Source organism: Streptomyces sp. NPDC093510 (genome assembly GCF_040683555.1).
Lineage (GTDB): Bacteria > Actinomycetota > Actinomycetes > Streptomycetales > Streptomycetaceae > Streptomyces.
This window is the reverse complement of sequence record NZ_JBFBEE010000012.1, coordinates 256,942-269,049: the sequence shown is the minus strand read 5'-3', so window position 1 is coordinate 269,049 and position 12,108 is coordinate 256,942. Positions and strand designations below refer to the sequence as shown.

Annotated in this window: 12 protein-coding genes; 7 read left to right on the top strand and 5 right to left on the bottom strand. The window is 71.3% G+C overall.

The annotated features are described in order from the left end of the window. Window positions 1-25: 25 nt before the first annotated feature. The 4 genes from AB0N81_RS21425 to AB0N81_RS21410 are packed head-to-tail and all read left to right on the top strand — an operon-like array spanning window position 26 to window position 5,587. Window positions 26-1,876, top strand: a complete 1,851-nt coding sequence (locus tag AB0N81_RS21425; RefSeq protein WP_365360526.1) for a carbamoyltransferase — start codon at window positions 26-28, stop codon at window positions 1,874-1,876. Window positions 1,877-1,902: 26 nt separating this feature from the next. Then, window positions 1,903-2,061 carry a hypothetical protein gene (locus AB0N81_RS21420; protein ID WP_365360524.1) on the top strand — a complete coding sequence of 53 codons (159 nt, stop codon included), beginning with the start codon at window positions 1,903-1,905 and terminating at the stop codon, window positions 2,059-2,061. Beyond that, complete coding sequence (locus AB0N81_RS21415) at window positions 2,054-4,555, top strand: hypothetical protein (protein ID WP_365360522.1); 2,502 nt, start codon at window positions 2,054-2,056, stop codon at window positions 4,553-4,555. The genes AB0N81_RS21420 and AB0N81_RS21415 overlap by 8 nt, the downstream gene beginning before the upstream one ends. 60 nt (window positions 4,556-4,615) lie before the next feature. After that, entirely contained in the window at window positions 4,616-5,587 is a 972-nt protein-coding gene (locus AB0N81_RS21410) for a threo-3-hydroxy-L-aspartate ammonia-lyase (protein ID WP_365360520.1), read from the top strand. 49 nt (window positions 5,588-5,636) lie between these two features. Here AB0N81_RS21410 and AB0N81_RS21405 read toward each other — a convergent pair whose 3' ends face one another. Both AB0N81_RS21405 and AB0N81_RS21400 read right to left on the bottom strand, forming a co-directional pair. Then, the gene (locus AB0N81_RS21405) at window positions 5,637-6,146 is read right to left on the bottom strand and encodes a flavin reductase family protein (RefSeq protein WP_365360518.1); all 510 of its coding nucleotides are present in this window, start codon (window positions 6,144-6,146) and stop codon (window positions 5,637-5,639) included. Next, entirely contained in the window at window positions 6,143-7,144 is a 1,002-nt protein-coding gene (locus tag AB0N81_RS21400) for a beta-ketoacyl-ACP synthase III (RefSeq protein ID WP_365360516.1), read from the bottom strand. Before AB0N81_RS21400 ends, AB0N81_RS21405 begins: the two co-directional genes overlap by 4 nt. Window positions 7,145-7,377: 233 nt before the next feature. Here AB0N81_RS21400 and AB0N81_RS21395 point away from each other — a divergent pair, with 233 nt between their 5' ends. The 3 genes from AB0N81_RS21395 to AB0N81_RS21385 all read left to right on the top strand — a co-directional run bounded on the left by AB0N81_RS21395 (window position 7,378) and on the right by AB0N81_RS21385 (window position 9,837). Next, a complete protein-coding gene (locus tag AB0N81_RS21395) occupies window positions 7,378-7,983 on the top strand; it encodes a response regulator transcription factor (protein WP_365360514.1) in 606 nt (201 codons plus the stop codon). A 118-nt stretch (window positions 7,984-8,101) separates the two neighbouring features. After that, entirely contained in the window at window positions 8,102-8,887 is a 786-nt protein-coding gene (locus tag AB0N81_RS21390) for an AfsR/SARP family transcriptional regulator (RefSeq protein WP_365360512.1), read from the top strand. Next, window positions 8,884-9,837: a 3-hydroxyacyl-CoA dehydrogenase NAD-binding domain-containing protein gene (locus tag AB0N81_RS21385; RefSeq protein WP_365360510.1), complete on the top strand. Its 954-nt coding sequence runs from the start codon at window positions 8,884-8,886 to the stop codon at window positions 9,835-9,837. The genes AB0N81_RS21390 and AB0N81_RS21385 overlap by 4 nt, the downstream gene beginning before the upstream one ends. A 127-nt stretch (window positions 9,838-9,964) precedes the next feature. On the opposite strand, the gene AB0N81_RS21380 is transcribed toward AB0N81_RS21385, so the two are convergent. The 3 genes from AB0N81_RS21380 to AB0N81_RS21370 form a co-directional block, all read right to left on the bottom strand. Further along, on the bottom strand, window positions 9,965-10,438 hold the full coding sequence (locus tag AB0N81_RS21380; RefSeq protein WP_365360508.1) for a nuclear transport factor 2 family protein: 474 nt from the start codon (window positions 10,436-10,438) through the stop codon (window positions 9,965-9,967). Further along, window positions 10,435-11,319, bottom strand: coding sequence for an NAD(P)H-binding protein (locus AB0N81_RS21375; RefSeq protein ID WP_365360506.1), 885 nt, complete (start codon window positions 11,317-11,319; stop codon window positions 10,435-10,437). The genes AB0N81_RS21380 and AB0N81_RS21375 overlap by 4 nt, the downstream gene beginning before the upstream one ends. Window positions 11,320-11,429: 110 nt before the next feature. Next, window positions 11,430-11,882 (bottom strand): MarR family winged helix-turn-helix transcriptional regulator, encoded by a 453-nt coding sequence (locus tag AB0N81_RS21370; protein ID WP_365360628.1) that lies wholly within the window; start codon window positions 11,880-11,882, stop codon window positions 11,430-11,432. Between the last annotated feature and the right edge of the window lie 226 nt (window positions 11,883-12,108).

Below are 12,108 nucleotides of genomic sequence, written 5' to 3'. Positions count from 1 at the left end.
GATCTCCTACCGAGGAGCTGAGCCCATGGCCACCGATGCCCCGGTCACCACCGTCCTGGGCCTGTCCGCCTACTACCACGACAGCGCGGCCGCCGTCGTCGGCGCGGACGGGATCGTCGCCGCCGCTCAAGAAGAGAGGTTCAGCAGACGCCGGCACGACCCGGCCTTCCCCGAACTGGCCATCCGCTACTGCCTGGACGAGGCGGGGCTCCGTCTCGGCGACCTCGACGCCGTCGCGTACTACGAGCGGCCGGATCTCAAGTTCCGCCGGGTCATGGCCACCTACCTCGGCACGGCGCCCCGGTCCTGGAGCTCCTTCCGGGAGGTCATGCCCAGCTGGCTGAGCTGGAAGCGGCGCGCCCTGAACACGGTGCGCGACCGGCTGGCGGAGCTGGGCCCCGGTCCCGTACCCGAGATCAGGGCTTTCCGGCACCACGAGTCGCACGCCGCCTCCACGTATCTTCCCAGCCCCTACGAGAGCGCCGCCGTCCTCTGTGTGGACGGGGTGGGCGAGTGGACGACGACCTCGATCTGGCACGGCGCGGACGGGAACGTGGCGCCTGTCGCCGAGCTCTCCTTTCCGCACTCGCTCGGGATGCTCTACTCGGCCTTCACCTACTTCTGCGGGTTCAAGGTCGACTCGGGCGAGTACAAGCTCATGGGTCTGGCCCCGTACGGGCGGCCCGTCTACGCCCAGCGGATCCGGGACCACCTCGTCGACGTCAAGGAAGACGGTTCCTTCCGCCTCGACACGCGCTGCTTCGCGTTCCTGCACGGCCATGTCATGACGGGCCGCGCCTTCGAGGAGCTCTTCGACGGACCGCGCCGCGAACCGGAGAGCCCGCTGACCGAGCGGGAGTTCGACCTCGCCGCCTCCGTGCAGCTCGTCACCGAAGAGATCATGCTCAAGCTCGCCCGGACAGCACAGCGGCTCACCGGCGAACACCGGCTCTGCATGGCCGGTGGTGTGGCTCTCAACTGCGTGGCCAACGGCAAGATCGCCGAATCCGGGATCTTCGACGAGCTGTGGATCCAGCCGGCGGCCGGCGACGCGGGCGGCGCTCTCGGGGCGGCACTCCTCGCGCAGCGCGGCCCCGCCCGGGCGCGGCCGCACACCCGGACGGGACGCGACGCGATGCGCTCCTCCCGGCTCGGCCCGGCCTTCGACGACGACCACGTCCAGGCCTACCTGGACGCCTCCGCCATCCCGCACCAACGGCTCGGCCCTGACCACATCAACCGCGCGGTGGCTGAGCACCTCGCGGAGGGGAAAGTGGTGGCCTGGTTCCAGGGCCGGATGGAGTTCGGCCCGAGGGCCCTCGGCTCCCGCTCCATCCTCGGCGACCCGCGCGACCCGGCGATGCAGTCAGCGATGAACCAGAAGATCAAGTTCCGGGAGTCGTTCCGGCCGTTCGCCCCCGTGGTCCTCGCCGAACGTGCCGCGGAATACTTCCAGTTGACCCAGCACAGTCCCTACATGCTGCTGGTCGCACAGATCGCCGCGGGGCAGCGGCTGTCCTCGCCGGCCGCCGCGGACGCCGGCGGACTGGACCTGCTCAAGGTCACTCGCTCCACGATCCCCGCCGTCACTCATGTCGACCACTCGGCCCGGGTGCAGACCGTGAGCACAGAGTCCGACCCCCTCCTCCACGGGCTCCTGACCGAATTCGACCGGCTCACCGGTTGCCCGGTCCTCGTCAACACGTCGTTCAACGTACGGGGCGAGCCCATCGTGGCGACTCCCGAGGACGCCTACCGCTGCTTCATGCGCACGAACATCGACACGCTCGCCATGGGCGGCTTCCTCATCGAGAAGGCCGAGCAGCCGCAGTGGTCGGAGAGTGACGACTGGCGCGAACTGATCCCGTTGGACTGACCTTCCGACCTCGATTGGGGCCCACCATGGACGCACTCCGCCGCGCCGGCGTCACCGCGCTGCTGGCCGTCGTCTACCTGCTCATCGTCATCCCCGTCGGTTGCGCCCTACGACTGTGGCGCGATCCCCTCGACCGCGCACCGCGCCCCCGGGCGCGGACGTATTGGACCCGGCACCGTGCCTGAGCGCACCGGTCTCCGCTCCGTCCTGATCATCGGCTCCGGCTCGCAGGCGTGCCGGGCTTTGAAGGCGGAGGGGCTGCGGGTCATCCTCGTCAGCTCCGATCCGGCGATGATCACGACGGATCCGGAGATCGCCGACGCGACGTATGTCGAGCCGATCACCCCGGAGTTCATCGAGAGGATCATCGCCAAGGAGCGGCCCGACGGGCTGCTGCCCACGCCGGGCGGTCGGGCGGCGCTGAACGTCGCGGTCTCTCTTCAGGAGCAGGGGGTTCTGGACAAGTACGGCGTCGTCGTACCCGGCACCAACGTCCAGACAATCAACAGGTGTCAGGACGGTGCCCTGTTGAAAAGAGTCGTCGAGGAGGCCGGTCTTACGTTCCGGCCGGCCGCCGAGGTGTTCATGGAGGAGTCCGTCCTCGGCTGGAAGGTGTACGAGCTGGAGCTGATGCGCGACCGCAATGACAACGTGGCGGTCGTCTGCTCCATCGAGAACGTCGCCCCGACGGGCGTGCACACCGGCGACTCGATCACCGTTGCCCCCGCGATGACGCTCACCGACCGCGAGTACCAGATCCTGCGGGACGTCGGCATCGCGATCATCCGCGAGGTCGGCGTCGACACCGGCGGCTGCACCATCCAGTTCGCGGTCGACCCCGAGGACGGCCGGGTCATCGTCACCGGGATGAACCCCCACGTCTCGCGCTCCTCCGCCCTCGCCGCCAAGCTCGCCGTCGGCCGCACCCTCGACGAGACAGCGGGCGGCCTCACCGAGAGGACGCCGTCGTCCTTCGGCCACGTGATCGTCACGACGGGGGGCGGGGCCACGGCGGCCGGCCGGACGTTCGCCGAAGCGCTGAACAAGGCGCTGCGCCCGCGGGGCGGGGACGGCGGCCCCGTCGGTTCCACCGGCGCCCAGGACGACCACGGGCTCCTCGAAAAGGTCGCCGCGGCACCGCACTTGACTCCCGACCTGCTCACCGACGCCAAGCGCCACGGCTTCTCCGACGCGTGGATCGCCGCCCTCCGTTCGATGCGGGAGGAGGCGGTACGCGAAGTGCGGCACGCTCTGGGCATTCGACCGGTCTACCGGGCCTTGGACGGCCCGCCCGGGACAAGTCCGTGCCTCTACTCCTCGTACGACGGGGAGCCCGAGGTCGTACAGCGCGCCAAGCCCGCTGTGATCGTCCTGGGCCCGGGCTCGCGCCGGGGCGCCCTGGGCGCGGAGCTCGGGCACTCCTGCCTCCACGCCGCCGCCGCCCTGCGCGGGGCCGGATACGAGGCCGTACTGGTCGGCTGCGATCCCGAGGACTTCGCCACCGACGGCAGTGCCTGCGACCGGAGCTATGCCGAGCCGCTCACGCTGGAGGACGTCCTGGAGGTGGTCCACGCCGAACAGCGCGGCGGTCCCGTGGCGGGCGTCGTCGTCCAGTTCGGCGGTGCCGGGGCGCTGCGTCTCGCGCGAGGTCTCGCGGAGCTCGGGGTGGCGGTTCCCGGGAACCCTCTGGGGGCCGTCCGCCGAGCCGGCGTACGCGGCGTGGACGCCGGTACCGGCGTCGAGATCGACGTGGACGCCCTGTTCGACGGGGACGAGCTCTATGTGGGCGCGGTCATGGAATGTGTGGGGGCCGCCGACTCCCCCTCCGGCGGTACGACGCACGTGCTGCCGCCCGTCGCCCTCGGCAAGCACGACCTCACGCGCCTGCGCGCCGCCTGCGCGACCGTTGCCGGGGACCTGGGCGCACGCGGGCCGCTCAGCATCCGCTTCGCACTGACCGGCGGAAGCCTCTCCCTACTGAGCGCTGAGCCGTCTGCCTCGCGGACCGTGCCCTTCTCCTCGTGCGCGACCGCCGTGGCCCTCGCCCGGGCCGGTGCGCGCATCGTGCTCGGTGCGACCGTCGCCGAGCTGCGCGCCGAGGGCATGCTGCCGGCCGTCGGTGACGGCGGCACCCTGCCTGCGGGGGCGCCGGTCTGCGTCCAGCTGGACGGGGCCATGGGCAACGGCTCCGCCTTCGGTGCGTCGTTCGGTACGGCCTTCGCCAAGGCCCGACTCGCCGCCGACCGCCCTCTGCCCACCAAGGGCCGCGTGGCCATCGTCGTCGCCGACCGGGACAAGCGCGCGGTGATCCTCCCCGTCCGCGAGCTGGCCGCCATGGGGTTCGAGCTGCTGACGACCGCCGACACGGCGGACGTGTTCCGGCGCAACGGCATCGACGCCACCGCGATCGGCGCGAACGGAGCGGGTCGGCCCGACGACCGGGACATGACGGTCGCCGAGCTCGTCCGCGAGGAACAAGTCGACCTCGTCGTCGCCACGTTGGACGGCCAGGAGGCCCGTACCGCCGCCAGTGCCCGTGACGTCCCCTGCGTCACCACGGTCCAGGCCCTCTGCGCCACCGTCCAGGGCATCCACGCCCTCCGGGGTCCCGCGGAAAGCGCCCCGCCGCGGTCGCTCCAGGAGTGGCGGACCACTGCGGCGACGCCCGGAGAGCGCTGAGCGCGGCACAAGCCGCCGGCGCCGTCCGCACCGTCCGCGCCTCCCATTAGGCTCACCGTCATGGTCATGACTGCGCCGACGTACGACGATGTGGTGCGCGCCCATGAGCGCATCGGCGGGCACGCCCATCGCACTCCCGTGCTCACCTCCCGCCTCACCGACGCCGAGCTCGGCGGGCACTACTTCTTCAAGGCCGAGAACTTCCAGCGCATGGGCGCGTTCAAGTTCCGCGGCGCCTTCAACGCGCTGTCCCGCCTCACGCCCGCGCAGCGGCGCGCGGGGGTCGTCGCGTACTCCTCCGGCAATCACGCCCAGGCCGTCGCGCTGTCCGCGCGTCTCCTCGACGTACCGGCGACCATCGTGATGCCCCACGACGCGCCCGCCTCGAAGCTCGCCGCCACCAAGGGATACGGCGCCGACGTCGTCTCCTACGACCGCTACGACGCAGACCCCGAGGAAATCACGCGGGCGCTCTCCGCCGCACGCGGACTGGCCTTCGTCCCGCCCTACGACCATCCCGACATCGTCGCCGGACAGGGCACCGCGGCCCGAGAACTCTTCGAGGAAGCGGGTGAGTTGGACGCCCTCTTCGTGCCGCTGGGCGGTGGCGGGCTCCTCGCCGGGACGCTGCTGGCGGCCCAGGCGCTGGCGCCGCGGTGCGCGGTGTACGGGGTCGAGCCCGAGGCGGGCAACGACGGGCAGCTCTCGGTGCGGCGCGGCGAGATCGTCCGCATCGACACCCCGCAGACCATCGCCGACGGCGCCCAGACCCAGCATCTGGGCGCGTACACCTTCCCCGTCATCCGTGACCGTGTGGAGGAGGTGCTCACCGCGAGCGACGCCCAACTCGCCGACTGCATGCGGTGGTTCGCCTCGCGGATGAAGACCGTCGTGGAGCCGACGGGCTGCCTCGGCCTCGCCGCCGCCCGGGAGCGGAGCGCCGAACTGCGCGGCCGCCGCGTCGGAGTGATCATCAGCGGGGGCAACGTCGATCTCGACCGCTACGCCCAGCTCCTCGCGGCCCCGCGCTGAGGTCCACGTGCCGGGGCCCCCGGCGCCCCGGCCCTGCCAACGTCGGGGGTCAGAAACGGTCTCTCAGCGTGTGGAACGCCCGCTGGTGATGGACGAGAGGCGCGCCCTGCCGGTATCGCAGCTGCGTGACGCGCCCCACCAGGAGAAGGTGGTCGCCCGCCGGGTAGCGGGCGTGCACCCGGCATTCGAGCTGGCACAGGGCTCCGTCCACGACCGGCGAGCACATCGAGTCGTCGTCGCTGTCCTGCGGTGAGAACTTCTCGCCACCGCTGCGGGCGAAGCGCTGGGCGATCTCCTGCTGGACCTCGTCCAGCAGGCTCACCGCGAAGCCCGTGCACGCGGCGAACGCCTCGTAGCCGCCCGCGCGGTGCGCCACACAGGTGAGGACCAGGGGCGGTTCGAGCGACACCGAGCTGAACGACGTGACGGTCAGCCCCCAGGGGCGTCCGGCGGCGTCGCGGGTGGTGACGACCGCCACGCCTGCCGCGTGGCAGGCCATCGCGGAGCGGAAGGACTCCGCCGTCACTGAGCTCAGGGCTCCGGCGACCGTGTCGGTCATGGCAGCACCACCACCTGCCCGGCGAAGCTCAGCCCCGCGCCGAATCCGATGAGCAGGGCCGTGCCGCCCGCGTGCACCCGCCCCTCGGCCAGCACGCTCTCCAGGGCGAGCGGCACGGACGCGGACGAGGTGTTGCCCGTTCGGACGACGTCCCTCGCCACGACCGTGCCGGGGCCGAGTCCCAGACGTTCCGCCATGAGCCCGATCATCCGCTCATTCGCCTGGTGCGGCACGAAGGCGTCGAGCCCGGCGGGGTCGACACCGGCGAGCCGCATCATCTCGGCGGCGGCCGGGGCCACCTCGTCCATCGCCCAGCGGAAGATGCGCCGGCCGTCGATGCGCAGCCACGGCCGCTCGCCGCCCTTCGACCAGGCGGAGGTCATCCAGACGGAGTCGACGTACCTGCTGTCCGTACGCCGGACGACCGGGCCGAAGCCCGGGACGTCCGACGGCCCGACCACGACCGCCCCCGCCCCGTCCGCGAACAGGAAGGCGCCGCCCCGGTCGACGCGTTCCACGATGTCCGTCATCCGGTCCACGCCGATGACCAGCACATGCCGGGCGCTGCCCGAGCGGACCGAGTCCGAGGCGACTGCGAGCGCGTGGCAGAACCCCGAGCACGCGGCCGAGACGTCGAGGGCGGCCGTCCCGCGCGCGCCGAGGGAGCGTGCGACCCGGGCCGAGAGCGGAGGGGCGTGCAGGAGGTCCGTCATGGTGGCGACCAGCACGAAATCGATGTCCTCGGCGTCGACTCCGGCCTGGGCGAGGGCCTTTCCGGAAGCGGCGACGGCCATGCTCTCCAGGGTTTCGTCGTCCTCGGCGAAGCGGCGTTCACGAATACCGGAGCGGCTCTCGATCCATTCCGGGGTGGAATCGAGCGTTTTGCATAACTCCGCGTTGTCCACCACCGCTCGGGGTCGATAGCCGCCGACCCCGAGGATTCTGCTGTAGCCTTCCGCGCACGCAGGCCGTACGGGAAGAATGTCGGTACTTATCACTGTTGTCAACACCTTCTCCAATTCAGCGTCCTGACGGAGCAAAACTCTGCATAGGGTGGAAAAGGAACGGGCCGCATTCTGATCGAGCCCTCTGGAGCGTCCCTAGAGGGAAACTCGTCCGCTCCCCCAGGCATAGTTGGCCGACAGTTGACTGTAGGAGGACCGCGACCGGATGTAACCTTCGCAACGCTGGCCAGGGGGAGGTCAACTGCTTTCCAGGGGGGGGTTCGGCAGTGATACGGCTACTCATCGCTGAGGACGTACAGATGGTCCGCGGGGCGCTCGTCGCCCTGCTGAGGCTCGAACCGGACTTCGCCGTCGTCGCCGAAGTCGGTCACGGCGACGACATCGTGCCCGCCGCCCGCCGCACACTCCCCGACGTAGCCGTGCTCGACGTGGGACTGCCCGGCACCGACGGCCTGACCGCGGCCGCCGAGCTCCGCAAAGCCCTCCCGGAGAGCCGCACCATCATCCTGACCGGCATGGGCGGCCCCTCGGTCATCCGCCGGTCCCTGGACGCACGCCTCGACGGACTGCTGCTGAAGGACTCACCTCCGGAACGGCTCGCGGCGGCGATCCGCGACGTGATGGCGGGCCAGCGGGTGTTCGACCCGGGCATGACGCTCGACGCGCTCGAACTGGGCACGCAGATCCTCACGCCCCGGGAGGCGGAGGTGCTCCGCCGCACGGCGGACGGTCACGACGCCCCCCACATCGCGAAAGAGCTCCACCTGTCGGTCGGCACGGTGCGGAACTACCTCACCGCAATCGTGAACAAATTGAACGCACGCAATCGAGTGGACGCCATACGGATCGCCCGCGAATCAGGTGTCATCTGACCGGCAATCACGCAGGGCGCATGAAAATATCATGTCGATGCATGACGACATCACTGGGAACCTAGATCGCGCCGTGCCAGACTCATGGGCGTCAGAATTCCCAAGTGAAAGGCGACCCATGGAAATCGAAATACTGGGTCCGCTGAACGTGCGAATTGCCGACAGATCGATTGTTCCCCGCGCCGGAAAGCCCCGTCAGCTCCTGGCCCTCCTCGCGCTGCGGTCGGGGCATATCGTCCCCATTCCGACGCTCATGGAGGAGCTCTGGGGCGAACACATACCCCGAAGCGCCCAGACCACGTTGCAAACCTATGTGTTGCAGCTGCGCCGGCTCATCAAGACGGCGCTCCCGGCGGACTCTCCCTGCACCCCGAAGGACGTGCTGATCACCCGATTCGGCAGTTATCAGCTGAATTCAGAGCCCGGCCTGTGCGACGCGACGCTTTTCCAGCAGAAGGCCACCGCGGGAACCAGGGCGTTCGAACAGGGGGCGGCGGCCGAGGCCTCCGCCCTGCTGGGGGACGCGCTGAGCCTGTGGCGCGGCCCCGCGCTCGCCGACGTACCGGCCGGCCGCATCCTGGAGATCGAGATGCTCGCCATGGACGAAGCGCGCACCCGCGCCCAGGAGCTGCGGCTGGAGGCGGACCTCCAGTTGGGCCGCCACGGCGAGATCCTGGGCGAACTGATGATCCTCGCCGCCCACCATCCCCTCAACGAGAACATCTGCGTCCTGCTGATGACGGCGCTGCACCGCTCCGGTCACACCTGGCGGGCGCTGGAGGCGTACCAGCAGCAGCGCGCCACGCTCGCCCGTGAGCTCGGCGTCGCGCCGTCCTCGCGGTTGCAGCGACTGCGCCAGGAGATCCTGGGCGCGGGCCGGAGCGAAGAGCGGAGGGCGGCATGACGAACCCCGGCCCGCCGCGCACCGTCGCCGTGCTCGGCACCGGCACGATCGCTCTCGGCTGGACCGCGCTCTTCGCCGCCGCCGGGTTCGACGTCCGGATCGCCAGCACCCGGGCGGACGCCGAGGAGCACGTCGAGCGGTCCCTTCCGCAGTACGCGCGCTCGCTGCCCGGCGGCGCCGTCCCCCCGGAGAAACTCGGCGCGCGCCTCTCCTTCCACCGCACCGTGGAGGAGGCCGCTTCGGACGCCGAGGTGGTGCAGGAGAACGTCCTGGAGGACCTGTCGCTCAAGCAGGACGTGTTCCGCCGGGCCGGTGAGGCGTCGCCCGGCGCCCTGCTGCTCTCCTCGACGTCCACACTGCTGCCGGCCGACCTCGGCGCCCGCCTCGACCGGCCGGGCCGTGTGATCGTGGGCCACCCGTTCAACCCCGCGCACCTCGTGCCGCTGGTGGAGGTCGTGGCCGCCGAGGACGCCGACCCCGCCGATGTCCGCGCGGCGGTGGACTTCTACGCGCGGCTGGGCAAGACCCCGGTCGTGCTGCGACGGGCCGTGCCCGGCTTCGTCGCCAACCGCCTCCAGTCCGCGCTGCTGCGGGAGAGCATCCACCTGGTGCGGGAAGGCGTCGTCACGGTGGGCGAGCTGGACGACATCGTCACGGCGTCCATCGGGTCCCGATGGGCCGTCGTCGGGCCGTTCCAGGCCTTCCATCTGGGCGGTGGAGCGGGCGGCCTGCGCCACCTCATGGCGCATCTGGGCGACGGTCTGGAGCGCGGCTGGGCCGGGCTCGGCAATCCACCGGTCGACGCCGCGCTCAAGGAGAAGCTCCTGACGCAGGCGGACGAGGCGTTCGGCGCACACAGCTACCCGCGGCTGGCCGCCCGGCGCGACCGGGCGCAGAACGCCGTGATCGCGGCGGTGCGGGAGGCGGGGTCGGCGGACGACGCGCCCTGAGAGAGCCGTGTCGCGGAACCATGCGTGAGGGTCGGGACGCCTTTGTCCCGACCCTCACGGCCTTCCCCGGCTTTTCCCAGGTCCCCTTCCGGAGGAACATCGGGAGGAACTTCCGGAGGAAGGCGTGTCAGCCGATCAGTTCCTGATCCTGCGTCACCTTCCGGCTGAGCGTGCGCAGTTCACCGTCCTCACGGACCAGAACGTCCCGGACGATGCAACTGGGTGCGATCACGGGACGCGGTTCGCCGGGCCGGGTCGTGCCCACGAGGGCGTAGAACTCGGTGTGCACGGATCCGTCGGCCTGCTGCCGCACGTCGAGCATGGTGAACCAGTGGCGGCGCTGCACCGGGTCCGCCTGAAAGCGCCGCTTGTTGTAGGCGCTCACCTCGGCTGCGATGTTCGCGCGGCCGCGCACCGCGGGCGCGTCGGGGGAATGGGCGAAGAGCGCGTCCTCGGCGAACGTGGCGGCGAACTCCTGCGCGCGCACGGCGTCGAGGTGGTGCACTTGGCGGGCGTAGAAGAGCTGGACTTCCGCGTAGAGCCCCGACTGGGCGGTCTGCCGTACGGACGCCGGGGTCCCGGGGTGTGCTGCGGTGCTCATACTGCCTCCTCGAAGAGCTGCCCCCGGTCGGGGGCGCCGAATGCCGCGGCGTGATCCTCGGCCCAGACACGGAAGGGCAGGGGCGGCCGCCCGGTGATCTCCCGCACGGTCTGCACGACCGGCAGCCGGCGCTCGTACAGATAGCGCTCCACGTCCAGCAGGCCCCGCGCGTAGGCCTCCGGCAGGCGCGGTGCGCAGCGGCGCACCCATTCGTCCGGGTCCAGTCGCCTCACGGCCAGTTTCCGCCCGAGGACTTCGCCGAGGATGTCCACGCGGGCCGGGACGTCCAGCAACTGCGGTCCGGAGAGCGCGAGTACACGGCGGTCCGCCGGCGCGGGGCCACGCAGGACGGTAGCGGCGACCTCGGCGACGTCCCGTGGGTCGATCACCGGAACGGCCAGGTCGGGGTGGACGACGCCGATCACGTCGCCCGCGCTCAAGTCCGCCGCCCACGCATGCGCCTGGGTCGCGAACGGGGCCAGTCGCAGCACCGTGACGGGGATGCCGGTGGCGAGCAACCACGCCTCGCCCTGCGCGTGCCTGGCGAACAGCGGGCCCCGGTGGGCCGAGCCGTCGGGCGCGTCGGCGGAGAGAACGACCAGATGCCTGAGCCCCGCGGCCCGCCGAGCGGCCCGCGCGAACGCCTCGCCCGCGTCCTCGGCCAGCAGGACCAGGGCCGTGTGGACGCCGTCGAGCGCCCGGGACACGGCTGCCGGATCGGTCAGGTCACCGGAGACGGTCTCGACCCCCGCGGGCAGCGCCGCGGCCGCCCCGGCGGAGCGCACCAGTGCGCGGACGGTCGGTTCCCTGGCCCGGAGCAGTTCGACCACGTGGCACCCCACCGTTCCGGTGGCCCCCGTGACCAGCACAGTGTCGGGCATGCGCGTCCTCCCGGAGTCGGGCGGGCCGCACGCCCGCCGCTGGGGCGGCAGCACACCAGCGGGTCCTCGAAGGAGACTCCAGCGTCACTTGTTCCGCCCGGCGGGCGGGGTCAGTCGTCGCGCTCGCACGAGGCCCCGCTCTCGTACGCGCCCATGGTGCGCACGAACATGGCGCGCTCCTGCGGCGTCAGCGGGTCGAGAGCGCGCTCCCACGAGCTGGCGCCCTTGGAGAGCCAGCCGTTGATCGCTTCCCTGGTCTCGGGGTCGTCGGAGATGGAGACGATGGTGCGGCGCCGGTCGGCGGGGTCCGGCTTGCGCTCGACGACGCCCTGGCGGTTCAGGTCCGCGACCATGAGGCTCACCGTGGTGGGCGCGACCTCCAGCCGGGCGGCGAGTTCGTTCACCAGGGCCGGGCCGTCGAAGACGAGGTTCGACAGGAGTGACAGGTGCCGTGGGGCGAGGTTCAGCGTCTTGAGCTTCTCAGGGACGGTCGTCCGCTTCAGCCGCTGAGCGACCCGCGGCATCAGCACGAGCATCGCCCGGACCGCTTCTTCCCGGCTCATGCCCTCGACGTCGGCCTCCCGCCGGGCGGCGGCCTCCTCGGCGGCGGCCCCTTCCGTGGTGACGGCCTCCTCCGTGGCGGCGGTCGCCGCCTTCGCGGCGTTGGGCCGGCTCCGCCGACGCTGCCGCTCCCCGTGTTCCGTTGACATCAGCCACAACCCCAAATATCTTTGCTTTCAAAGCAAAACATCTGCCTGTTCTCCACGATACCGGACACCCGCCCTCCAG

Excerpts from the sequence above, each read along its gene's own strand:
- AB0N81_RS21405 (WP_365360518.1), bottom strand. The coding sequence starts at position 6,146 with ATGACCGACACGGTCGCCGGAGCCCTGAGCTCAGTGACGGCGGAGTCC.
- AB0N81_RS21380 (WP_365360508.1), bottom strand. The coding sequence starts at position 10,438 with ATGAGCACCGCAGCACACCCCGGGACCCCGGCGTCCGTACGGCAGACC.
- AB0N81_RS21420 (WP_365360524.1), top strand. The coding sequence starts at position 1,903 with ATGGACGCACTCCGCCGCGCCGGCGTCACCGCGCTGCTGGCCGTCGTC.
- AB0N81_RS21385 (WP_365360510.1), top strand. The coding sequence starts at position 8,884 with ATGACGAACCCCGGCCCGCCGCGCACCGTCGCCGTGCTCGGCACCGGC.
- AB0N81_RS21375 (WP_365360506.1), bottom strand. The coding sequence starts at position 11,319 with ATGCCCGACACTGTGCTGGTCACGGGGGCCACCGGAACGGTGGGGTGC.
- AB0N81_RS21410 (WP_365360520.1), top strand. The coding sequence starts at position 4,616 with ATGGTCATGACTGCGCCGACGTACGACGATGTGGTGCGCGCCCATGAG.
- AB0N81_RS21370 (WP_365360628.1), bottom strand. The coding sequence starts at position 11,882 with ATGAGCCGGGAAGAAGCGGTCCGGGCGATGCTCGTGCTGATGCCGCGG.
- AB0N81_RS21425 (WP_365360526.1), top strand. The coding sequence starts at position 26 with ATGGCCACCGATGCCCCGGTCACCACCGTCCTGGGCCTGTCCGCCTAC.
- AB0N81_RS21390 (WP_365360512.1), top strand. The coding sequence starts at position 8,102 with ATGGAAATCGAAATACTGGGTCCGCTGAACGTGCGAATTGCCGACAGA.